Raw genomic sequence first — 22,975 nt, forward strand, 5'->3', positions numbered from 1 at the left:
GTATACAGTCTGGCCCGGGGTTCCGGGCTTTTGATCTGAAAGCCAGGTGAAGAAAGTGTTGAATGAAAACAGAGCACGGGATCAACTCGAAGAAATTCTGGAAAGGGAAGAATACAAAGCCTACATTCAGGATCATGAGGGCCTGCTGTCGGGCTTGTGGGAAAAGGCAAAGGAATGGATCAGGGATCTGCTCGGAAACATTGACCCTTCTCTTGAGCCGACAGGCGGGGCGGCATCGGGGATCCTGATCACACTCATTGTCATCGTTGTGGGCATCCTTCTCCTCATCGCATTCAATGCGGTGCGAAACGGGGTGAGAAGGCGCAAGTTCCGTTCGAACAAGCCCCTTCAATCCATGAACGAAATGGAATGGTCTTATACAAGGCATCTTGAGGAAGCCCGTAAGCATGAGGACCTGGGTGATTATTCGAAAGCCACCCGTCATATGTTCCTTGCATTGCTTCTGTACTTTCACGAAAGGGAGTATCTGGAGGCGCGCGTGTGGAAGACGAATTGGGAGTATTACGACGAGCTTCGTAAAGTGAATCAAAGATGGGCGGATCGATTCTACCGGCTTGCCCTTTTATTTGACGAGGTTGCATATGGTGAACGAGAAGTGGAGGAAGAGGAGTATCATCACTATAAACAGGAAGCCCGCAGCTGGTTGGAAAATGGAGATTCATAGATGGACAGTGTAAGGGAAAGGAGGTAGGATCGGGCATTGAAGTTAATTATAAAAAGGTGGATTCCCCTGGTGGGTCTTCTTGGTGTATTCATCGTGATCGGGGTCTTTCTTTCTCCGGAAAAGCTGAAGGAGTATCCGGCCTACGTATCAGAATCCCCCTCGCCAACAGGGATAAAGGCCCTTTACACCTATTTGGAAAACGAAGGGGATGCCATTTCTAGATGGTCCCTTTCACCTGACCGGTTGTCCAAAAAAGAAACCGGCCAGCTTTTGATCATGGCGGAGCCCTTTACAGTCCCGGATCAGGAAGAAATGGAAGAATACGAGGATTTCATGAGGCGGGGAAATACCATCCTCCTTCTGAAGGATAATCCAAAAGGGATGTTCGATATCAAGACGGAAATGATAGACAGCCCCATTCTTCCCCTTGTACGGGACGGGAAAGGAAATACATATAAAACCGATACTTTATCAGGCGTCCGCCTTGAGGAAGAGACGGGAGATAAGGTCCTCCTGGATGATGTGGATGGAACAATCGCCTACAAAACGGACGTAGGTCAGGGGTCACTCATTGTTTCCACCACTCCTGCCTGGATGACGAACGGCAGTATCCTTGAGAAGGATCATCTTTCTCTGATCCTTCTTTTATTAAAAGAGGGTGGTGCCGAAGAGGGGACCATCCTGTTTGATGAATTCCTCCACGGAGGAGAAAGCGGGGCATCCATTGCGACTCTATACCCGCAATGGCTATTGCTTCTGCTTCTTCAATCGGCCATCTTCACCTTACTCGGGCTATGGATGCAGGGGAAACGGTTCGGGGGCATCCTCACCCCCCGGGAGGAAACGGTCCGGTTCAGCGATGAGCGAATCAAGGCCCTATCAGCGTGGTACTTGAAAGGGAAACAGTACAAGGCTTCCCTTCTGATCCAGTCTGATTATGTAAGACTCCTGTTCCAGGAGCGGTGGGGGATCCCGACGAGTAAAGAGTGGGGGGACTTGAAAGAACCGTTGGAACGGAGACTGCAAACCCTCTCCGAAAAGGAAATCGCCTCCTTTTTAATGGGGATAAAGGGTGTGCTGAATAAAGAAAGAATCAGTAAACAGGAATACATCATGTGGTCGAAAAGATTAGAATTATTCAGGAAAGAGGTGGAGGATCGTTGAAACCAGAAATCACATCCTTAATGGAGATATTTGAAGAGCGCATCGTAGGACAGGGGACGAATCTTAAACTCTTGCTGTCTTCGATTCTCGCAGGAGGACATGTATTGATCGAAGGGGTACCGGGCACCGGGAAGACTCAAATGGTCAAAACATTGTCCCGTTTGCTTGGAGGAAGCTTTAACCGGATTCAATTCACCCCGGACCTGCTGCCGAGTGACATAACGGGAAGTACGATTTATAACATGAAGGACAACCGTTTCCAAACGATTAAGGGACCGATTTTCACCAACGTCCTATTAGCCGATGAAATCAACCGGACACCGGCGAAGACCCAGGCGGCACTCCTTGAAGCCATGGAAGAAAAGCAGGTAACGATCCAAGGATCGACGTACCCCCTTGAAGAGGTATTCTTTGTGGTGGCAACCCAGAACCCGATTGAATTCGAAGGTACCTACCCGCTTCCCGAAGCTCAGCAAGACCGATTCCTGTTCAAGCTCGATATTGATTTCCCTTCATTTGAAGAAGAGAAATCGGTTTTAAAACAGGTGATCGAGAATCATGTGGACCGGAGTGAAGTGGGGGCGGTCCTCGACATTGAAACCTTCTTATCCATCAGGAAAGAAATCGAGGAGGTCACCCTGAGCGACGCGGTATTGGATTATATCATGCAAATCGTCAGGAAAACCCGGGAAACGGAGACGATCCGCTTCGGTGCAAGTACACGGGCGGCCATTTCCATCGGGAAGGCAGGCAGGTCGTGGGCCTATCTGTCAGGGCGGGACTATGTCACCCCTGATGATATCAAAATGGTGGCAAGACCGGCCCTCAGACATCGCATCCAGCTATCCCCGCACGTAGAATTGGAGGGACTGACCATTGACCAAGTCATCCAGGAGCTTATTGGGTCGATTACTGTTCCAAGATAAGGGGATCCTGCCGACTGGGCGTCTGCTGATTGTGTACGCATGCTTTTCAGGTATCCTTTTTGCAGGCACGCTGGTTGGGCTGTCGTGGACATGGATCTTTGTATTGAATGCTTTGTTTCTCGCTTTGAGTCTCATCGATTTAACGTTCTCTCCTTCAAAGAAAAATATTGAAGTAAAGAGGAGCATCCCTGATCAAATGGAAAGGGGACTTGATTATACGGTCGAATTAACGATCCATAACACATCGGATCGGGATATGTCGTATCGTCTCTTGGACGGGACACCGCAAAGCTTTCAAGCCACGTTCCCACTTAAAGGGAAGCTATCCGGACATTCGACTGCTAAGCCCTCTTACCATGTGGTGACCCCTGTACGGGGGGACTATGAGTTAACCCGGCTCTATTTCCGCTACCGGAGCTCACTGGGACTATGGGAGAAACAAAAAACCGTGGAAACGGTGGAGAAGGTGAAAGTCATCCCCGATCTCACTGAGACGAGAAAGGTACTCGAAGATGCCCAGCGGTTTTTACTGTATGAAGGGGTGAAAATCCGGAAGATGCAGAGTGGCGCAGGGGAGTTTTCGAAAATCAGGAATTACGTCGTGGGGGATGATCCAAGAAAGATCAACTGGCGTCAAACGGCAAAGCTCAGAGAAGTGATGACGAATGAATATGAACCTGAGCATGGAAAGTATATCACGATTCTCATTGATTGCGGACGGATGATGGGGGCGGAGCTTGAGAAAGGGAACCGGCTGGAGAGGTCCCTTGAAGCCGCCATGACCGTCACGGCGGCTGCCCTTCAGAACGGGGACTATGTTTCGGTCCTCGCTTTCAGTAAGAATGTGAAGGTCTACATCCCGCCTGCCAAAGGGATGGCGCATCTTCAGACCATCCTCCACCGCATTTATAATCTCGAGGTGGACGCGGCGGAATCCAATTATGCCGCTGTCCTCCATTACGTCCAGACGGTCCAGAAGAAACGGAGTCTGCTGTTATTATTCAGCGATATCCACACATTCCTCCATGAAGATAATGCTCTCTATTATCTGCAACGACTGCGCAGGCAGCATCTCTTTTTAATGATCGGGATCGAAGATGACATGTTGGTGAAAAGGATCAAATCGGAGCCGATTGACGAGATCCAGGCGATGATGAAGAGTATGGCCCAGAAACAGATGCTCGTTAAAAAGAGGGAGAAATCCAAGTGGGAAAAACAGGGCCTCCTGATGGTGGAGGCCCGTGAAGAGAAACTGGCAACGACCGCCGTTTCGTACTATATAGATCTGATGAATCGCGGATTAGTGTAGCCTGCTGAGTCGGAGCTTACCGATGGCCACATAGAGAATCAGTCCGGCAACCGTCAACAGAGCGACCATGTACTTCGCAGGAAGTGAAATCGCGGCCGGTGTGATGAAGCCTTCGATGAGCCCGGCGATGACAAATAGCGGGATCGTACCGAGGAGGAGCTGGACGGATCGCTTAGCCTGCTCCTTCAGTTGATATCTCCGCGTGAAGCGTCCGGGTACGAAAAGCTTATAACCCATCAATAATCCCGCACCACCGGCTATGAAAATGGCCGTAAGCTCAATCATGCCGTGGGGGACGATATATGCCCAGAATTCGTAGCTCATTCCCTGATGCCAGAAGACGGCAGCGAGGGCACCGACAATGATGCCGTTGTATACGAGCATATACATCGTCAATAAGCCGAACGTGACACCGCCTGCAAAAGCAAGGAAGGCCACTTTGATATTATTGGTCATGATGGCAGCGGACATGATGGAAGAATTCACTTCCCCGTCACTTTTTCCCAGATTACCGGGATCCACTCCCTGAGACATTTCAGGGGGGAGGATGGAATAAAGATGCAGGGGATCATTCACGATGGAAAGAAAGGCACCCAGTGCACCGATCGTAAACAAGACCATTGCCAGGACAACGAATTTCCATTGGTCGAGAAGGAGACCGATAAACGTCGTGGAGAAAAAATGACGGATTTGCTTTCCGCTCGTGATCTGATCTTTATAAAAAAGATTGTGAGATTTTGACACGAGTCCGTTTAGATAATCCGTCACTTCTTCTTCGGGGAAATAGGTCTGGCTGTACGATAAATTCTGGGCAGCCTTTTGATAGAGGCGATTGAACTGATCGATGGACGTCCCCGTCATATTCTTTCTTTTTCGCAACGTTCCGAGGAGATCCTCAAGAGACTTCCAATCATCCCGGTGCTGTTTGACAAATTGCTTCACTTTCATTGTGACACCTACTCGTTCATTGGATTTCTTATCTCTTATTATAGTAAGTTTAGAAAAAAATAGAAACTATTAAAGGTAAATTCAACCAAAAGGAGGGGATGGATATGCATGAAGAACAGGTTGATATCCGGACGCCCGAATATGTATCCCTGAAATTTCAGCCTGCGGGACTTGGAAGCCGTGCCGCGGCCCTTATGATCGATCAAATCATCTTGACCATTGTGAACATTTTGATTGTGGTGCTCCTGTTTTTCGTCCTCGCAGACGATAACCTGAAACTAAATATGTTCGATTTCAACTCAGTTCTCCTGGGGTTCTTCTTGATCACCATCTTTGTCATTAACTGGGGATATTTCTTTGCACTGGAGTACTTCTGGGGAGGGAAAACAGTGGGAAAACGGATGTTGGGCATCCGCGTGATACAGGAGAATGGACACAGTGTCACACTCTTATCCTGCTTCATCCGTAATCTGATGAGAATCATAGACATGCTCCCGGTTTCCTATTTTCTAGGGATGATCATGATCTTCCTTCACTCCAAACATAAACGGCTGGGTGACATCGTCGCAGGAACCATCGTCGTGCATGAACGACGGGTCAAAGGGAAGAGAAAAGAGAAAGCCATCGAAAAAGAAATCCGGCAGCGAGGGCTCAGGCAGGAAGACCTGTCAGTCGAAGAATGGACACTGAAGCAGCTCGGTACGAAAGAATGGAACCTGGTCAGGACGTACGCCAATCGCTTCCTGCAGCTGCCCCTTTCAGAGCGAAATCAATTAAGCAAAAAATTGGCCGATATCCTGTTTCCGAAACTGGGAATGGATATGGAGGGCAAGACGTATGAAGAACTTGAAAACACGCTTCTCCTTCTCTATTTGGCATTGAGGGAAGAATGGGAAATCGAATGGTAAAACGGCAGAGTCTGAAGAGGACTTTGCCGTTTTTTATCGGGTCTTTGTACCTGGATGGGGTTGTTCCTTTAACGTAAACGTTTGTTTCTTAATAGACCAAATCTATTAGTAAATAAAGTAAAACTAGTAGGAATATAGTGATGACGATTTACACTGAATCTACAAAATTTACAAAATGGTTAGAAAAATCATGTCCATTCTCCCCTTACATTACAAAATGCGACAAAATATACTTGAACTGTAATCATTTTAATATCTTTGCATTCTGAAAGGGGAAGGGCATGAAGACAAAAAAGGTATCATTATCGATCATCAGTATCCTGTTTTTGCTGACGGGAGGATTCATTCAACCACAGGATGGAAATAAGAGCGTGAAAGCGGCCACTCAGACAGCCGTCATCAATGAAGTGGCATGGATGGGAACGACAGGTTCCTACAATAATGAATGGATGGAACTCCACAATCCGACTTCAACGGATCTTGTCCTTGATGGTTGGACACTTGAAGCCGGGGACGGTTCACCAAGCATTGCCTTAAGCGGGACGGTTGCGGCACAGGATTATTTTTTGCTGGAAAGAACGAGCGACAGCACGATCTCAACTGTTACAGCTGATCAAGTATATACAGGAAGCCTTGGGAATTCCAATGAAACCCTGTATTTGAAAGATGCATCGGGTACCATCATCGATGAAGTAAACGGATGGTATGCCGGGGACAATACGACGAAAGCGACGATGTCGAGGATCGATCCGTCTGTCAGTGGGACCGTCTCAACGAATTGGAGTACGGCAACCACTTCATACGAAGGTGGATTCGGGACACCTAAAGCGGCTAATGCCGAAGCTCCGGCGGGTGATGGGAGTGAATCCCTTACGAATGTGAGCGAGGAACTGGGGGCCATCAATGTCTATTTCAATAAAAGTGCCTCTACTCAATACGCCATGCCGGGTAATGAAGCAAACTATAATGTCAATCTCGAAGATCGATTATTAAAGCGATTGAATGCAGCGACAACGTCAATCGATTTCGCCACATATGAAATCAATCTGCCGCGGGTGGTGGATGCGCTAATGGAAAAAGCCGCTCAAGGAGTGGACGTACGAATTCTGGCAGACGCGAAGGACGGAAGTGATCCTCACTATGCAGAACGTTATGAGACGATGCGTCTAAACTTGGAAAAGCTTGTCCGAGGAAAGGATGGAGTAGTCGGAACTGGGGACGATGCCCATATTTTATCGGATTCTCCCATGTTTGTCGTAGAAGATGCAACGAAGCGTGGGGCTTATGGTTTACCAGCAAGCTTCAATGACTTTCCAAAGCGTAATGTGACAGTCGGAAGTACGGCGACTACAGGCTATATGTTTGTCGAAGGAGAACTGAAAGACACGGACAGCTACTATTCTCCCGGTAATCAGATGCATAATAAATTTGCTGTGATTGATGGGCAATGGGTCTTCACCGGCAGCTGGAACTTTACCGTTACAGGACTCTATGGAACGGAAGAAAACATGGAGCAAGGAATCCTTGACGGAAATCAGCAGCATGTCGTAGAGGTCCATTCACCTGAGCTTGCTTCTATCTATAAAACAGAATTTGAAGAAATGTGGGGAAGCGGGACGACGACGCCGGATAATACGGTTTCCAATTTCAGTACCCGCAAAATCGATAATACGCCTCATACCCTGACCATCGGTGGCGATAAAGTTGAAATTTATTTCTCTTCGGGGGATGACGCTGTTGGGCGCATGAGGGATCTTGTGAAAACGGAAGCGGACGAAAATGCGTACTTCACCATTTTCGCCTGGAGCGATCAGGCATTGGTGGACGAATTGAAGAACAAATGGGAAGGAAGCTATGTGGATAATCAGGGGACTCGGACTGGCTTTGACGTAAAAGGCGTATTCGATCCAAGCTTCTGGAACCAATGGTGGTCGGCAAGCATCGAAATGACGGGGAGAACGGCCACCCAAACGAGTACGAATAACCCGAATACACGGTGGGCGAATCCTGCACCTGTCTACGCAGCCAATGAAAGTCGGAAGCTTCATGCCAAAACGATGCTCATCGACGCGGACACGAACAGCGATCCAACGGTCATTGTGGGGTCGACCAACTGGAGCGAAAACGGTAATAATGTGAATGATGAAAATATGCTTATCATCCATGATGAAAACATCACGAATCAATTCCTGCAGGAGTTCAATGCAAGATACGCGAATGCAGGCGGAGTGCTTCAATAAATATGAAAAAAGGATGGTTCTCATTTCGAGAACCATCCTTTTTACTTGGTCATTCCATCCCGGGGGCCTTCTGAATTTCAAAGATAAGGACAATTGCAGTGATTGCATGGGCAATCAATCGGATAATCGGGAAGAAGTTCAGGAAGGAAGCAAGAATTCCAAGGAGACTGCCAAGGATCGGCTGATCTTCCGACCTGGAAATGTACAATACGCTCGCATGCCACAGAGCTATTAAACAGAGGAGAAAAGGAATCGATTCTCCGGCGATATTACCAAAGATGGGGACAGCGAGAAATAATTCAATTGAAAAGGACAGCCATTTTATTCGTGAAAGCACGGACACACACCTCCTTATCTCAGTGTATGAACGAAGGGGGGACGTGTGCCTGTTTGAGTGGAGGATTATCCAACAAAAATCCACCGTCCGGATAAAGGACGGTGGACGCTAAGGTTATGCCAGTATTTTCTCCACGACTTTATGTTCATTTTCATTCAATAAGTTTTTTCCGATGGTTTCATGGACTTCTTTATTCATGCTTTCTTCCAGTACAGCGGCTTCCTCTTTATCCCCGACCAGGATGATTCGTTCCCATTTTTCATCGGCTGCTTTTTTGTCGAGGATGCTGCCGAGACTTTTCCACCAACGTTGTTGATTGGCTTTCAAGCGGTTTTCGTACTCCTCCTGCTGATTGGCTTTTCCGCCGCCGCTTCCCATGCTGACATCAGCATGATGCGGGCCTTCGTGCTTACGCCAGTCATCGGTTTCCAGATCGAATTCCATGAACTCGCTGGACTGAATTTCTCCGAACACAGAAGTGATGATTTTGATTTGATTTTGTTGAAGAAGCACGAGCCCCGTATAAGGATGCTCTTTATGGAGAGCCTTCAATTGGTCAAGATGAGGATTCTCCTCCCAGTAGAAATTCGTTTCCACAGGCACCTGAAGTTCAAATGTTTCCCAGATCCCGCTATCCGCAGAAGCGAAAATGATGAAACTCCTGGGCAGCTCGCGTTCAAGGCTATGCACGTGGTTCTCCACTTTCGGGCGGATGGTTTGGAGTCTTTCTTTTTCTTCCGGTGCGCTTTCAAGATATTCTACGAGTCGATTGAACCCATTCTTGAGGGCGATCTTCCACTCCCCACCCTGCTGATCAGGATCGCTGCGGTCGGTATTTAAATAGATTGTCAATAACTTGTCCGGCTTCTGTAAGTATAAGTTTTCCAACACACTGATGGTCTTCTTTAAAGACATGGAACTCCTCCTTATCGAATCGTTACTTTTCATATAAACGGTGGAGGAGGTGTTTAAACATCTTTTTGTAAAAAAAGGGAATCTCATCTGGGCAAAGGGTAAACATCTGCAATGTTCCTCTGTCCATCTTTTCTCCAAGAAATCAGATAAATCATGTTTTATGTTCTTTACACCGGGTAAATATGTACTAAATAACATTCGACGGGAGAGAAAAAACATGAGCTATATTAACCAGGGAAGAGAGCGCATTCAATTTGATCGGAAAGGGAAGACAAAGGATTTACATATACTGGAGTGTACGCGTTGTTCGAATGAGTTCCGTTCGACAATGAATGTAAATCAGATAGAGTGTTCGAATTGTTCTACATCGACCAATCCTAAACTGGACTTGTCCCTCTTTAAAGTCATCGGTTTCATTGAAAATCTTCAAGGGAGTGAAGTACGTTGCTAAATAAAGATAAAATGGCTGATTTGAAAATGGATTTTAATGATATTCTATGGATGAGTTCCGGTGTTGCAATCATTCTATTATTAATTGCGTTGGCGAATTTCTTTATCATCTCTTAAGTGTCTCATATACCGTTTATTAAAAAGTCCTGAATTGCAGGGCTTTTTTTGTTGGGAAAATGTATCATAATAAAAAAGCCTGACCCGAGGCCAGGCTTTTCGTTCTGTTAACCCTTGTAGTTTTCATCGTACTCGAGATAAACAACATGTGTTTCAAGGTATTCATTCAGTCCGTGTTTCCCGTCAGCTCCACCGATTCCAGATTGCCCACGGCCGGCATGGAATCCATTGATGGCTTCGAAGTTTTCACGGTTGACGAAGGTTTCCCCGTATCGAAGCTCGTTAGCGGCTCTCATGATCTCATGCAGGTTCTCGCTGAAAATCGAAGACGAAAGACCATACTCCGTATCGTTGGCAAGCTCGATCACTTCATCGAAATCCTTGTACGTCATGATCGGCAATACCGGTCCGAAGATTTCTTCCTGGATGATGTCCATCTCCTGCTTTACATCGACAAGGATGGTAGGTTCATAGTAGAAGCCTTTTTCCACGTTAACCGGTTTCCCACCCGTAAGGACTCTGGCTCCGTTTTCGACGGCGGTGTTGACCATTTCCGTCACGGTTTCAAGGCGGTCTTTATTGACGAGAGGCCCGATCTCATTATCACGATTTGTCGGATCCCCCACCGTTGTGTTTTTCATCGCTTCAGTCATCTTTTGGATGAATTCTTCAGCCACATCCTCATGCACATAGACGCGTTCCGCGTTCGTACACGCCTGGCCGGAGTTTGTGATCCTGGACGTTTTGATTTTTTCGACGGCAAGGTCGAGATTGGCATGCTTGGTGACGATGGCCGGGGCTTTACCTCCCAGCTCCAGGTTCACTTTCGTGATGGACTTGGATGCTGCCTCCATCACTTTAGAGCCTGCCGGGTAGCTTCCCGTCATGGAAACCATGCGTACTTTAGGATGACTGGACATTGGATTTCCGATATCAGAGCCTTTTCCGGTCACCAGATTGAATACTCCTTTAGGCAGTTTCACTTCATCTATGATTTTGGCAAATTCACAGGCAGTGTTCGGAGTATACTGGCTTGGCTTCAGAACGATTGTACATCCTGTCACGAGTGCAGGTGCCACTTTCCTGGCAAGGATGAACATCGGGAAGTTCCATGGAACGATTCCCGCAACGACTCCGATCGGCTTCTTATAGACGAGGATGTTCTCGTTCGAACGCTCACTCTCAAGGATCTCTCCTTCGTAGCGGAGCGCCCAGCCCGCCATGTAGCGGAAATACTCGATGGCAAGGTCGACTTCTCCTTCGGAAGCTGCAAGGGTCTTCCCGTTTTCATCTGTCAGCATCTGAACGAATTGATCCCGGCGTTCCTCCAGCTTATCAGCAATTTTATATAAATATGAAGCCCGTTCCTTGGAAGGAACCTTGCTCCACGAAAGGAATGCCGTATGGGCAACATCCACGGCGTGGTTGACATCGTCTTCCGTACCAAGCGGAATAGAAGAAATCGTCTCCTCATTCGCCGGATTAATCACATCCCACGTCTCTTTCGACATACTATCAACAAACTCACCATTCACATACATCTGGTACTTCTCCACTTTATTTCCTCCTTCAAGAACTGATTTCTCACATATCTCTTTCTTTTCCCGTCCGATGGGGAGGTGTAAACATAGGGATGTGCAAAAGAAGAGGGACGGACACCACTCTCACCTACCTGAATGTTGATGTATCAGGGTTTTGGGTGTGAATATGGAGGTCCGTCCCTCAAAAGGGCTTATTTAGATGGTTCGGCGATTTTAACGAGCTGTTTGCCGATGTTTTTGCCTTGGAAGAGTCCTAGGAAGGCGTCGGTTACGTTGTCGAGGCCCTCTGTGATGGTTTCTTCGTATTGGAGTTTTCCTTGGGACAGCCATTCCCCAAGCTTTGTTGCGCCTTCTTTGAAGCGGTCGTTGTAGTCATTGACGACAAAGCCTTTCATGAGTGCGCTTGATTTGATCAGTCTTGATTGAACACGTGGTCCAAGGTCACGATCTGTTTTATTATAAGACGAAATAGCCCCACACACTGGTATACGTGCATGTTTATTTAGTAAACTAAGGGCAGCGTCTCCGATTTCACCACCGACGTTTTCAAAGTATACGTCGATACCATCCGGACATGCTTCTTTTAACGTTTTATAGATGTTGTCTGTTGTTTTATAGTTGATGCCTTCGTCAAATCCGAGAGTATCCGTCAGGTAGCTGACTTTTTCATCAGATCCTGCAATCCCGACGACACGGGCACCTTGGATCTTCGCAATTTGCCCTACGACTGAGCCGACTGCACCTGCAGCACCGGACACGACGACGGTTTCTCCTTCTTTCGGCTGACCGATGTCCATGAGTCCGAAATACGCAGTAAGTCCTGTCATTCCAAGGATACTTAAGTATGTGGAAATCGGTGCGACATCCGGATCGATGGTGCGGACCTCTTTCTCTTTCGCAACGGAATACTCCTGCCAAGGAAGCATGCCGACTACGAAGTCCCCTTTTTGGAAGTGTGCAGATTTTGATTCCACGATCTCTCCTACCACTCCGCCGGCCAATGCCTCGTTTAGCTTGAAAGGTTCAACATACGATTTGGCATCAGACATTCTCCCGCGCATATAAGGGTCCACAGAAAGGTAAATCGTTTTGACAAGCACTTCCCCATTTGAAGGCTGGGGCACATCGATTTCTTTATGAAGGAAATCTTCTTTTACAGGCATTCCTTCTGGACGGGAGACTAATTGAATTTGCTGCTGTTTTTCAGGTAACATAACAATTCCTCCTTAGAATTTGACTCTATTCATTTTTTCCGATTAATTGAAACTTATCACAATCAGTTTAGATTCTACAAAGAATAACACTTGAGAAAGGTGGGGTAATATGGCGCATGTATGGGACGCAGAAGTAGCTGTCACTACTTGTCAGGCTAAAAAATTGATCGAGTCCCAGTTCCCGGATTTGATTCCTGCTGACATCAAGATTATGGATTATGGTTTTGACAATACGGTCATGAACGTAAACAACGATTGGGTTTTCCGGTTCCCAAGAAGGGAGATCGCTGTAAGGCTTTTGGAAACGGAAGGAAAGCTCTTGCCACTACTTGAAGATAGCGGTGGGGTCCTTCATATACCGGTTCCGGCTTATTACGGCAAGCCTTCGTCTCAATACAAGTGGCCATTTCTCGGTTATCGCTTTGTGGATGGGACCATCCCGTCCCGGGCAGCCTTTGTGGTGAGAGAAGGCGAGTCTGCCGTTGCATTGGCGCGGTTCCTTAAAAAACTTCACGGAACGAGTGTGGAGGCAGCAGAAAAACAAGGGGTTCCTTATGATGAGCTGTCTCGGTTGGATGTTGAAAAGCGGCAACCCGTATTGGAAAAAAACAAAGATGAAATCAAAGATCTCAATCTATTCCACCAAATGGATAAATTAGAGACGTATCTCCATAACCTGCCAAGTAAGGCTTTGTCTGAAGAAACCACACTGGTACATGGCGACCTTCACTTTAAAAACATTGTGGTGGACAAAGAGGGCATCCTGTCAGGGGTCCTTGATTGGGGAGATGTCCATCTTGGTCACCGTGCCATTGATTTAAACCTGATCTACAGCTTTCTTACTCCTAAAGGAAGGACACAATTTTTAAAAGAATATGGAGAGGTCGGGGAGGAAGAATTGGACTATGCCCGATTCAAAGCGGTTTATACGAACGTGGTGTTACTTCTTTACGGCTACCATGAAAGGCAGCCTCATACAGTGATGGAAGCCCGGAACAGTCTGGAGCTTGCCCTGACATGAAAAAGCCGGGTTGACTCCTCCGTCAACCCGGCTTTGCTTCTTACTTTACATTCTTTTGGATATATTTCACGATTTTACGAAGTTCATTGGCATGGGGACGGCCGAAAGGACTCGTTTGTCTTTGTTGGTACATGGCTTGTCCCTTTTCGTTCACTAGGAAATAAGCCGGTTCTCCATGCTGGCCATGATCTTCATAAGGGGCATCCTCGCCATGATAGAAGACATCATAGGCTTTGATCGCCTCTAATTTTTCGTCGGCTAATACAGGGAAGGTCAGGTCTTCTTTATTGGCGAACTCCTGTAAATCGGCCATCTTATCACTCGAAATCGTCAATAAGTGCACATTATGTTTCTCGAAGTATTCTTTGTTCGCTTGAAGCTCCCTTAACTCTTCCTGACATACCGGACACCATGATCCGCGGAAGAACACAATGAGATGCCAGCTTTGATGTTCCTTCTGATGATCCTCAAACGAGAATGTTTCACCAGAAACTGCGGGGAGCGTGAAATTTGGTACCTTATCTTTTAATTGAAAAGCCATTATTCATTCCTCCTAAGTGTTTTCTTATTTGTCAAATAGGCGTTAGGACAAACCCGACCTCTTGCCATCACATACAGTATAGTAATGTAATTTTCTTTCATAAGGTGTATTTCCCTTTTGGAGAGAAATAAAACGTACAAATGTGCAGATCATGAATGGAGAGGAAGAAAACGATGAGAAATAACAACAGACCGAAACTATGTATTTTCCCTGAATACAAGTGGTGCGGGCCGGGATGCAGTGGACCGGGGGCACCCGTTAATTCGGTGGACGCCGCTTGCAAAGCCCATGACCTTTGTTATGACCGGTATGGTCCGACATGTGAGTGTGATCGGATGTTCATGAAGAAATTGGAGGGTGAAATCGACCCGCATACACGAAAAGGGCGACATGCTTTCCTCTTCTATCAATACATGCAGCTGCAGACGAAGGTGAAGTGCCAGGGGAATCGATGTGGGAGGGACCGGTGCAGGGGGTCTTGGATCTAACGTGAAAGAAGGTCCGTCCCTCATTGGACCTTCTTTTGGTTTGAAGAAATTATTTTAGTTTCAGGGTATAATGGTAAACCGTTTCTTCCATTACATATCCATTCTTCTCATATAATGCCTGAGCCTGTATATTGTCCCGGTCCGTTTCCAGAATAAGCGACTTTGCACTGGTTTGCACCGCATGTTCCTTCGCAGCATCCAGTAAAAGCTGGCCGGCACCCAGTCTGCGAACCTTTTTGGAAACATAAAGGTCATTCAGCTTCCAAATCCGTTCCATATAAACCGAGGAGAAAGATGGATACAACTGGGTGAACCCTGCATATTCATCCTCGTGAATGGCGACAAAGATCACTGATTCATCATGTGATAGACGTTTTTCAAGATACTGCCTCGCTCCAACGGGATCCGACTTCTGATGATAAAAGATGCGATAAGCATTAAAAAGTTCCACAAGGCCTTCCAGGTCTGAAAGGCGAGCACGAAATACCTTCATCCAATTCCTCCTTCCATACACTATTTTATGAACGGTGGGGAAGAACATGACGGTGAGGTTTAATATGAAGTGGTCAGGAGTGTTGATTAGAGGAGTTTAAAACGAAAAAAAGACTGGATTGGGGCATCCGGTCAGGTGAAAGAAAGTAAGGATATATGCGACTTTTTATAGTTTTTGCGTCATTTTTTGGATAATTGCGTCATTTTAGAATTTATTGCGTCATTTTCCAAAGAATTGCGTCATTTATGAGTGTATATGCGTTAAAATACAAATAATGGTAAAATTAGATTCGGCGACTTTACATAAAAAAACCAGCCTGCAATAATAGCAGGCCGGAGACTCAGATTAAAACGGTTTGATAGACATTAAGATAATAAGAATAATAGCGGCACTATGTATAATGATGTTGTAAGGTTTTAATTCCGAGTTGATTTTTCCGTAAGATTCAGGGACATCTTCACCTTCGTGTCTGTGGATGATTTCGGCCATCTGCTTTACTTTTTTCGGCATGATACCGGCAACGATGAACTGGACACCGATGTAAATCACGATGGAAGCAATGTACCAGCCGGTTTTGAATAGATACGGGTTGATGATGCCCATAATCAGACCGGTAATGAGGAGTACGATACTGCCCACTTTTGCAAAGGTCTCAATTTTTTTACTGAGATCTAAAGAGAATTTCGCCTGATGTGATGTTTCAGGTGTTCTCATCACGACAGGCATCGAGAAGCTTGCGCCAAGGCCGGCGACCGCTGCAATCACATGGACAAGAACCAATAATTCGTAAAATGACATGTTATTCACCTCCATATTAGGTAATTTTGAACAGGTTTCATTTTATAGTAAAATAGTACCTGTTTCCAGTTTTTTTTTTGAAAAAAGGGGAGAAAAAAGTATGAGTGTGAAAGATGAAATCAGACATAAAGTATGGAATGCGCTGACAGAAAAGAAATTGGGCCGGTTTCCTTTTCCATTAGTGGGAAGGATCCCGAATTTCAAAGGGGCGGAGAAAGCTGCATCATTTGTGCAGAGTATGGACATCTATAAGACGGCGAGTGTGGTGAAAGTAAATCCCGATGCCCCGCAGCTTCCTCTACGGGCAGCGATTCTAAAGGATGGCAAAACGCTCCTCATTCCGACACCAAGGTTGAAGGATGGGTTTGTCATGATCAAGCCTGATTCTGTTCCAGCGGGAGAGGAAAGGAAAGCAGCGAGCATCAAGCATATGAATACATACGGGAAAGTGGTGCCTTTGACGGGTATTCCAGGTATTGATCTCATCGTAGTTGGTTCCGTTGCCATTCACCCCGATGGAAGAAGGCTTGGAAAAGGGGCGGGGTACGCCGACCGGGAATATGCCATCCTGCGGGAAATCGGAAACAAACCGGTGCCGGTCATCACGACGATAAACAGTGAACAGCTGGTAGGGGACGACATTCCAAGAGATTCCTATGACCTTGCAGTCGACTGGATCATCACAGAAGAAGGAATCACCGAAACCAACACCCCCTATCCAAAACCAGATGGCATCCAATGGGAACACGTAACCGAAGACGAAATGGAAAGCATGCCGATCCTCAAAGAATTGAAGGGATTTAGAAGAGGGACGGACCTCTGAATTGATGTTGAAAATCTTGATATGACAGCGTTTCTCGTCTCAATGTTGCCGAATTTCGAGGTCCGTCCCTACACAAGGGATATGAAAAAACCATGAAGGCGAAATTCGCCTTCATGGTTTTTTAGAAGCTATGCTTGTCCGAACTGACCAAGCCGCCTCCGCTCTTCTACATGTCCAGCTCCAGGGGCTTGGGGCTCGAGGTCATAAGCTAAATGGTCCAAGAAGGCCAAAAGCCGCCTTCTCGGACCATTCATCTTATGCTTGTCGCCTCTGCCCAAGCCGCCTCCGCTTTTCTTAGTACCCCTCAACTACCAAATCAAGTTTCCCGGTTTCAGGACTGATCACAAGTCCGTGAACAGGGATCTTTTTGTCCATCAATGGATGGTTTTTGATCATGTCGACGCTGTGGGCGACGCTTTCCTGTACGGAGCTGAAGCCTTTCAGCCAGTCGTGAAGGTCGATTCCGGAGTAGTTGACGGTATCGAGTGTTTCTTCCGTAATGCCGCGTTCCTTCATTTTGTCAAGGATACTGTCGCTGTTGATGGCGCTCATACCGCAGTCGTGATGACCGATGACAATCACTTCATCTGCCTGCAGTTCGTAGACTGCCACAAGCAGGCTGCGCATGATGCTTCCGAATGGGTGGCTTACGATAGCGCCTGCATTTTTGACGACTTTGACATCTCCGTTTTTCATGTTCATGGATTTAGGGAGCAGCTCTACTAAACGAGTGTCCATACAGGTAAGAATCACTAAGCGTTTGTCCGGGAATTTGGTGGTCCGGTATTCTTCATACGATTGTTCTTCTACAAATTGCTGGTTGTAATCAAGTATGTTCGTTAATAAAGTCATATCGTCTCTCCTATAAAATAAAATTATTTCACATTTCGTTGAATGTGAAATTCAATCTCTTTTATTTTATCCATAATTTCTTGCCGATTCCAATCAGATGTATTGGAAAGCTTTAAATATAATGAAGAAATTTTTGCAAGTACTTCTGTCAGGTTCGGTTCTTTTCTCGAATAAGCGGGATTACCCATCAAATCGAATAAACCGTTCATTTGCTCGGATACTTTTTTGTATTGATGATCCTTGGCAATAAGGGCAACATGGAAATACTGCTGAACATCTGAAAACTGGAAGAAGATGTCGAATAGTTCGAAGGAATCGTTTTTCTTTAGATTCAGTTCCATTTCGCCTTTTGGCTGTTTGTGAATGATCCGGGCGAACTTTGGTGAACTTTCTTCTTCTACAATAGACATGAAGTTTTCGCCGGGCATCAAAAAATCATAGCCGGTATTTGAAGCATCTATTAAGTTAAACTGCCTATCGAGTAAAAGATACGGGATAGGGCATAAGTGTAAATTTTCCACATGATCACTCCTTAGAGAAAGGTTCCGGACGTCACTCTTGCGTCTCGTAAATCAAGATGATTGGTACGAATACCGGAACCTTTTATTGTCGGCTGCATGTGATTAAGGAGTTAGCCCTTCAAGGAAACAAGCCCGTTGGACATATCGTCGAGATACTCATTGAGTTCCAACAAGTCATAAAAGCTTGTCACTTTTGATTTTTCCAAGAAATCAAGAGAATAGTGGGAGACGAGTCTGCCTCCGACGAGAATATCAATCTCCTTATGATGCGCTCTGATTTCTTGGATGCACTCTTTTAATCGGGTCAGTTCCGTGGTCATACCAATGGATATTCCAATGGCATGGGGTTTCCAGACGCTAATGAAGGTTAATGCATCTTTGACAGGGACGTTGGCTCCCAAGTAACGGGTATTCCATTGCTTTTCTTTGAATACTTCGTTCGCAAGCTCCAGTCCCAAACTGTGATGTTCACCCTCGATACAAAATAAAAGAGCTTTAGGTTGGTTTTCTAAAGCCTCTTGATGGGTAAAAATAGTAGCAAGTAAATATTTAAGGGTTGCAGTAGCTAAATGTTCATCTGCAACGGTAATTTGATTTTTCTCCCAAAGTTCACCAATTCTATACATAGATGGTTTAATGATTTTTTCGTAAAAAGTAAAGTTATCTATTTTTGAATCAATGGAAGACGAATGCAGTTCCAGTAATGCAGGCACGTCTCCAGCGAGAATAGACTTGGTGAAAGCCTTGACCAGCTGATTCATATATCATCACTCCCAGCAAAAATACCAATTACTATATTCCATAGATAGAATCGAAATTCCTGCTGCAAATTTCAACCTATAATTGGATTGACTTTCCCAAAATTCTTATTTAATATAACCTCTGTAACACCTATTACGCTCACGTACCTGAGAGAGGTTCATAGCATTAACCCTCTATAAAAAACTATGGTTCTATGAATCTACCATGGGGTTTTCTTAAACATGTTATCCTTCAAGCATAACAGGATATAACAATTTTTTCAATTCACCCGCCTGTTATGTCGATTCTTAGGCTAATGCTATGTCCTCCTTCATTCGAGGCACTCTGAAGGGGAGGATTTTTTACATGTCAGGAAGAAAAGACGAAGATTTAACAGATTTATCATTATTAGGGAATCAAGGGACAAATTACTTGTTCGAGTATGCTCCACACATTTTGGAAGCATTCGACAATAAGCATCCGAACCGGGATTATTTTGTGAAATTCAACTGTCCTGAATTCACCAGTCTCTGCCCGAAAACAGGTCAGCCGGATTTTGCTACCATCTATATCAGCTACATCCCTGGTGAAAAGATGGTGGAAAGTAAATCGCTCAAGCTATATCTGTTCAGCTTCCGTAATCACGGTGATTTCCATGAAGACTGCATGAACATCATCATGAACGATCTCATCACATTGATGGATCCCCGTTATATTGAAGTATGGGGAAAATTCACCCCGCGTGGAGGGATCAGCATCGATCCATACTGCAACTACGGAAAGCCAGGTACGAAATATGAGACGATGGCAGATCACCGTTTGATGAACCATGATTTGTATCCGGAGAAAATTGATAATCGATAAAGTGTAAAAACGATTCCTTAATGGGATCGTTTTTTTAATAGAAGCTAAAATTCATCGCATACCCTGAAAATGAATCGCTAAACCAGATCCTTGTCCTCATCACATCTGCAAACCCTTCCAATTTTCACAATTATTAAACCTTATTTTTTTGACCGGATTCCCTTTACAAAGGGTCTCGATGGGCTTTATAATCCCGTTGTTCAACTATTTACGGAAAACCAATAAATTTTAAAGAAAAAGGAGGTTGCGGTGATGCGACAAAGAATATTTTCCTTCTTAATGATGAATCTCGGGGCATTTCTTGTTTCGGTGAATGTCCATTTTTTCTTATCGCCTAATAATTTAGCGACAGGGGGAGTCAGTGGATTGTCGATCATCATGAACGATCTGTTCCCGGGAATGTCCCTTGGGCTGTTCATGATTATCATCAATGTGATTCTGTTTATCGTCGGTGTGATATTTCTTGGGTTTAATTTCGGAGCGAAAACGATTTACGCGAGTTTCGCCCTTTCATTCTATGTCTGGTTACTCGAGACAGTTGCTCCGATGAGCGCGCCACTCAGTGATGATATCTTGATTCAATTGATCATCGGTCAATGCATTGCCGCAACCGGTATGGCGATTGTGTTCAACCAGCAGGCATCAACGGGTGGAACGGATATCGTGGCCCTGATCTTTAATAAATATTTCAATATAGATGTAGGCAGAGGCGTGCTGCTGGCGGATTTATCCATCGCTATGTCCTCAGCCGTATTATTTGGACCGCAAGTCGGAATGTATGCATTCTTCGGGGTCATCCTGAACGGACTGGTCATCGATTATGCACTGCAGCAGTTCAATTCAAATAAAGAAATTGTGATCATCAGCCGTTACAGTGATGAAATCAAGTCGTACATCGTCCACGAGCTTGGAAAAGGGGCGACGATCCATACGGCAACGGGAGCGTTCACGTCCGATGAAAAGGAAGTCATCACGACCATCCTTGGACGCAAGGACTTCTCCAGGCTGAAAGGCTTCATCACCCAAATTGATAAACGTGCATTCATCACGGTTCACACGATGAATGAAATCCTTGGACAAAACTTTAAACGATTAGCATAGAAACGAAACTCCACCTGCTTATAGGGTGGGGTTTTTTTATTGTGACTTCAAAAAAATATAGGGAAATATTCCATTCTTCCTGTATAAATAGAAGTAGGGGGGTGGAAGTATGGAAAAGGAAGAACTGAAGAGGTTGGAGCAAAAAATCAATTTTCTGGAAAAAGAGCTTTATCTCGTGAAGCGGCAGCTGATTCAGGCAAAGAATGAAAACGAATCACCCGTCATCCAAAAAGCAGAGGTCTACACAGAACCTCAAAAACCAATTCCTGCTGAATCAGTACAGCCCATCATGGAAAAGGAGCCATTTGATTTCTCAGTCGAACGCTGGCTCCCGAAAGTATTCTTGTTCGTTCTATTAATAGGAAGCATTTGGGGATTCATGGCGGCTTCCCAAAACGGCTGGGTCTCACCGGGGCTCCGGGTGTTGACGGGTGGCGTCATCAGTATCGTGATGTACGCACTTGGTGAAAGGTTCAGCCGGGATCAGCGTAAATTGTCCATCACGCTTCTTTCTGGAAGCATCGTCCTCTCCATCATTACGCTGTTTTCAGCTAATATCCTATACGGGTATATAGGAGGACTCATCACGAATCTCTTATTGATCCTAATCATTTCTGTTGGGCTGTGGGCATCCCATAAGCATGGTTCCCAACTGATTCTTTGTTTGATAGGCGCAGGGGCATACCTGTTTCCATTCATTTTCGCAGGGGATGAGCGGAATGAATGGCTGTTTTATGGCTATGAGCTTGTGCTGTTCTTTGTATTGATGACGTTCAGTACGTTGAAAAGGTACCGGATAGCCTGGAATATTCATTATTATTTACTGTATTTTTCACTGTTTTTCTTTGCGGCATTTGGTGTCGGGGAAATGACATTGACCGTCCTCATCCCATTTGCCATTCAGCATGCGTATATCCTGCTCCTGATCATCCTTAACCGGGATGAACGGGTGAACGCTGAGATGATACCGGCCCTCGTGACGGGCAGTTTCATCCTTCTGGGGCTGTTGAATGATGTTTATTCACAGATTCCTCTTGTCTACTATGCCATCTTTGCAGCTGTTTATATCGGGGCTGCCTTTATTGAACCGAAGGAAATGAAGAGAACGAAGGATACTTTGCTCGTCCTCGGATTCCTGCATATGCTTCTTTTCCTCTTTGATCTGTTTGAATATGATTGGCGCTTCGTGCTGATTGCCATACAAGCGAATGCCCTTCTGTGGCTGGCGGGGAGAAGAGAAAGCTATGTCAGCCTTGCAGGTTCACTCTTGTTGATGCTGCTCTCATTCCTTGGAATGGTGACGGGATCACAAGGCGATTTCATTGCGATTGAACTGCCGATTTTTATCCTGGCATTTGCCTATGTCTATTTGTTTGCCCATTTCAATCAGCAGGAATCCTCCTTCCTGAACGTCTCAACGACGACAATGAAAGTCGTGCTGACAGGTCTCGTGATGTTCTTCATCCTGAGGTTGACCGAGTTCATCGTGATCGGTTGGGATTACACCCCGCGGACGACTGCCTACACCGTGGCGATTGCCGCCCTGTCCATCGGGTATCTCATCTATGGGGAAAGCAGGAAGGACATGTTCTACCGGTGGGTGGGAATCATCTTCCTTGCACTGGCTCTGTTTAAGTTTTTCCTTGCCGATCTCGTGTTCCTCGATTTCACGATCCGTGCCATGATCCTGATTCCAATCGGTGTGATCGGCCTTGTGCTATCAAGGATTCTTTATAAAAAAGAATAAACACGTTGCAAAAGCTTTCAGAATAATTATATAATGGTGGTATCAATATTCGTGTAATGAAAAAGGAGGTGGAATTGAGATGAATCGTTCTGTAGGATTGCGTGGGAAGTATTTAGACTATATTTACATTTGCCGTGCAATTTTTCATGCATTTGCGTTCAAGGGGACACGTATGCCCTTTTTCAGCAAATGAATATGAATACTGAACGGTAAGAGGTCTCAATTCCAATC

Annotated in this window: 25 protein-coding genes; 14 read left to right on the plus strand and 11 right to left on the minus strand. The window is 45.6% G+C overall.

The window, feature by feature from the left end; translation table 11 throughout:
• Positions 1–55: 55 nt before the first annotated feature.
• Genes P8596_RS02695 through P8596_RS02710 form a run of 4 tightly spaced genes read left to right on the plus strand, consistent with a single transcriptional unit; the run spans position 56 to position 4,084 of the window.
• A complete protein-coding gene (locus P8596_RS02695) occupies positions 56–685 on the plus strand; it encodes a DUF4129 domain-containing protein (protein WP_224521459.1) in 630 nt (209 codons plus the stop codon).
• A gap of 36 nt (positions 686–721) precedes the next feature.
• Positions 722–1,849, plus strand: a complete 1,128-nt coding sequence (locus P8596_RS02700) for a DUF4350 domain-containing protein (RefSeq protein WP_279725760.1) — start codon at positions 722–724, stop codon at positions 1,847–1,849.
• Positions 1,846–2,775 carry an AAA family ATPase gene (locus P8596_RS02705; protein WP_061810314.1) on the plus strand — a complete coding sequence of 310 codons (930 nt, stop codon included), beginning with the start codon at positions 1,846–1,848 and terminating at the stop codon, positions 2,773–2,775. Before P8596_RS02700 ends, P8596_RS02705 begins: the two co-directional genes overlap by 4 nt.
• A complete protein-coding gene (locus P8596_RS02710) occupies positions 2,726–4,084 on the plus strand; it encodes a DUF58 domain-containing protein (RefSeq protein ID WP_279725761.1) in 1,359 nt (452 codons plus the stop codon). The genes P8596_RS02705 and P8596_RS02710 overlap by 50 nt, the downstream gene beginning before the upstream one ends.
• Here P8596_RS02710 and P8596_RS02715 read toward each other — a convergent pair.
• Positions 4,076–5,032 (minus strand): stage II sporulation protein M, encoded by a 957-nt coding sequence (locus P8596_RS02715; protein WP_279725762.1) that lies wholly within the window; start codon positions 5,030–5,032, stop codon positions 4,076–4,078. The two genes, P8596_RS02710 and P8596_RS02715, sit on opposite strands and share 9 nt — an antisense overlap.
• A 104-nt stretch (positions 5,033–5,136) precedes the next feature.
• Between P8596_RS02715 and P8596_RS02720 the strand changes: the two genes are divergently transcribed.
• Together P8596_RS02720 and P8596_RS02725 are read left to right on the plus strand one after the other, a co-directional pair.
• Positions 5,137–5,940, plus strand: coding sequence for an RDD family protein (locus P8596_RS02720; RefSeq protein WP_224521456.1), 804 nt, complete (start codon positions 5,137–5,139; stop codon positions 5,938–5,940).
• A gap of 281 nt (positions 5,941–6,221) precedes the next feature.
• Positions 6,222–8,180, plus strand: coding sequence for a phospholipase D-like domain-containing protein (locus tag P8596_RS02725; protein ID WP_279725763.1), 1,959 nt, complete (start codon positions 6,222–6,224; stop codon positions 8,178–8,180).
• Positions 8,181–8,229: 49 nt separating this feature from the next.
• Here P8596_RS02725 and P8596_RS02730 read toward each other — a convergent pair whose 3' ends face one another.
• Both P8596_RS02730 and P8596_RS02735 read right to left on the minus strand, forming a co-directional pair.
• Positions 8,230–8,517, minus strand: a complete 288-nt coding sequence (locus P8596_RS02730; RefSeq protein WP_079530780.1) for a hypothetical protein — start codon at positions 8,515–8,517, stop codon at positions 8,230–8,232.
• A gap of 114 nt (positions 8,518–8,631) precedes the next feature.
• Positions 8,632–9,432 carry a VLRF1 family aeRF1-type release factor gene (locus P8596_RS02735; protein ID WP_279725764.1) on the minus strand — a complete coding sequence of 267 codons (801 nt, stop codon included), beginning with the start codon at positions 9,430–9,432 and terminating at the stop codon, positions 8,632–8,634.
• A 217-nt stretch (positions 9,433–9,649) separates the two neighbouring features.
• Between P8596_RS02735 and P8596_RS02740 the strand changes: the two genes are divergently transcribed.
• Complete coding sequence (locus P8596_RS02740) at positions 9,650–9,883, plus strand: hypothetical protein (protein WP_034761169.1); 234 nt, start codon at positions 9,650–9,652, stop codon at positions 9,881–9,883.
• 223 nt (positions 9,884–10,106) lie between these two features.
• On the opposite strand, the gene aldA is transcribed toward P8596_RS02740, so the two are convergent.
• Both aldA and P8596_RS02750 read right to left on the minus strand, forming a co-directional pair.
• Complete coding sequence (aldA, locus tag P8596_RS02745) at positions 10,107–11,555, minus strand: aldehyde dehydrogenase (protein WP_279725766.1); 1,449 nt, start codon at positions 11,553–11,555, stop codon at positions 10,107–10,109.
• 176 nt (positions 11,556–11,731) lie between these two features.
• Positions 11,732–12,754, minus strand: a complete 1,023-nt coding sequence (locus tag P8596_RS02750; RefSeq protein ID WP_279725768.1) for an NADP-dependent oxidoreductase — start codon at positions 12,752–12,754, stop codon at positions 11,732–11,734.
• A gap of 109 nt (positions 12,755–12,863) precedes the next feature.
• On the opposite strand from P8596_RS02750, the gene P8596_RS02755 reads away from it, so the two are divergent.
• Positions 12,864–13,775, plus strand: a complete 912-nt coding sequence (locus P8596_RS02755) for a phosphotransferase (RefSeq protein ID WP_279725769.1) — start codon at positions 12,864–12,866, stop codon at positions 13,773–13,775.
• A gap of 40 nt (positions 13,776–13,815) precedes the next feature.
• Here the strand turns inward: P8596_RS02755 and P8596_RS02760 are convergent, their stop codons facing one another.
• Positions 13,816–14,319, minus strand: coding sequence for a peroxiredoxin family protein (locus tag P8596_RS02760; protein ID WP_034761180.1), 504 nt, complete (start codon positions 14,317–14,319; stop codon positions 13,816–13,818).
• A gap of 170 nt (positions 14,320–14,489) precedes the next feature.
• On the opposite strand from P8596_RS02760, the gene P8596_RS02765 reads away from it, so the two are divergent.
• Positions 14,490–14,804 carry a phospholipase gene (locus P8596_RS02765; protein ID WP_279725771.1) on the plus strand — a complete coding sequence of 105 codons (315 nt, stop codon included), beginning with the start codon at positions 14,490–14,492 and terminating at the stop codon, positions 14,802–14,804.
• A 49-nt stretch (positions 14,805–14,853) separates the two neighbouring features.
• Here the strand turns inward: P8596_RS02765 and P8596_RS02770 are convergent, their stop codons facing one another.
• Together P8596_RS02770 and P8596_RS02775 are read right to left on the minus strand one after the other, a co-directional pair.
• On the minus strand, positions 14,854–15,297 hold the full coding sequence (locus P8596_RS02770) for a GNAT family N-acetyltransferase (RefSeq protein WP_279725773.1): 444 nt from the start codon (positions 15,295–15,297) through the stop codon (positions 14,854–14,856).
• 345 nt (positions 15,298–15,642) lie between these two features.
• On the minus strand, positions 15,643–16,095 hold the full coding sequence (locus P8596_RS02775) for a DUF2269 family protein (protein ID WP_224521448.1): 453 nt from the start codon (positions 16,093–16,095) through the stop codon (positions 15,643–15,645).
• 100 nt (positions 16,096–16,195) lie between these two features.
• Between P8596_RS02775 and P8596_RS02780 the strand changes: the two genes are divergently transcribed.
• The gene (locus tag P8596_RS02780) at positions 16,196–16,918 is read left to right on the plus strand and encodes a 5-formyltetrahydrofolate cyclo-ligase (RefSeq protein WP_279725775.1); all 723 of its coding nucleotides are present in this window, start codon (positions 16,196–16,198) and stop codon (positions 16,916–16,918) included.
• Between the two features lie 294 nt (positions 16,919–17,212).
• On the opposite strand, the gene P8596_RS02785 is transcribed toward P8596_RS02780, so the two are convergent.
• From P8596_RS02785 to P8596_RS02795, 3 genes are all read right to left on the minus strand, one after another.
• Positions 17,213–17,770 carry a beta-class carbonic anhydrase gene (locus P8596_RS02785; RefSeq protein ID WP_224521446.1) on the minus strand — a complete coding sequence of 186 codons (558 nt, stop codon included), beginning with the start codon at positions 17,768–17,770 and terminating at the stop codon, positions 17,213–17,215.
• A 23-nt stretch (positions 17,771–17,793) separates the two neighbouring features.
• Entirely contained in the window at positions 17,794–18,291 is a 498-nt protein-coding gene (locus P8596_RS02790) for a hypothetical protein (RefSeq protein WP_224521445.1), read from the minus strand.
• 110 nt (positions 18,292–18,401) lie between these two features.
• Complete coding sequence (locus tag P8596_RS02795; protein ID WP_224521444.1) at positions 18,402–19,052, minus strand: cobalamin B12-binding domain-containing protein; 651 nt, start codon at positions 19,050–19,052, stop codon at positions 18,402–18,404.
• A 346-nt stretch (positions 19,053–19,398) separates the two neighbouring features.
• Between P8596_RS02795 and queF the strand changes: the two genes are divergently transcribed.
• The 4 genes from queF to P8596_RS02815 all read left to right on the plus strand — a co-directional run bounded on the left by queF (position 19,399) and on the right by P8596_RS02815 (position 22,937).
• The gene (gene queF, locus P8596_RS02800) at positions 19,399–19,896 is read left to right on the plus strand and encodes a preQ(1) synthase (RefSeq protein ID WP_224521443.1); all 498 of its coding nucleotides are present in this window, start codon (positions 19,399–19,401) and stop codon (positions 19,894–19,896) included.
• A 252-nt stretch (positions 19,897–20,148) separates the two neighbouring features.
• Positions 20,149–20,997, plus strand: a complete 849-nt coding sequence (locus P8596_RS02805; RefSeq protein ID WP_279725776.1) for a YitT family protein — start codon at positions 20,149–20,151, stop codon at positions 20,995–20,997.
• A gap of 109 nt (positions 20,998–21,106) precedes the next feature.
• Complete coding sequence (locus tag P8596_RS02810) at positions 21,107–22,744, plus strand: DUF2339 domain-containing protein (RefSeq protein ID WP_279725778.1); 1,638 nt, start codon at positions 21,107–21,109, stop codon at positions 22,742–22,744.
• Between the two features lie 79 nt (positions 22,745–22,823).
• A complete protein-coding gene (locus P8596_RS02815; protein ID WP_098351140.1) occupies positions 22,824–22,937 on the plus strand; it encodes an RAxF-45 family protein in 114 nt (37 codons plus the stop codon).
• Positions 22,938–22,975 lie beyond the last annotated feature (38 nt).

The sequence above is a fragment of the Rossellomorea sp. DA94 genome (genome assembly GCF_029834455.1).
In the GTDB taxonomy this organism is placed as follows: Bacteria; Bacillota; Bacilli; order Bacillales; family Bacillaceae_B; genus Rossellomorea; species Rossellomorea vietnamensis.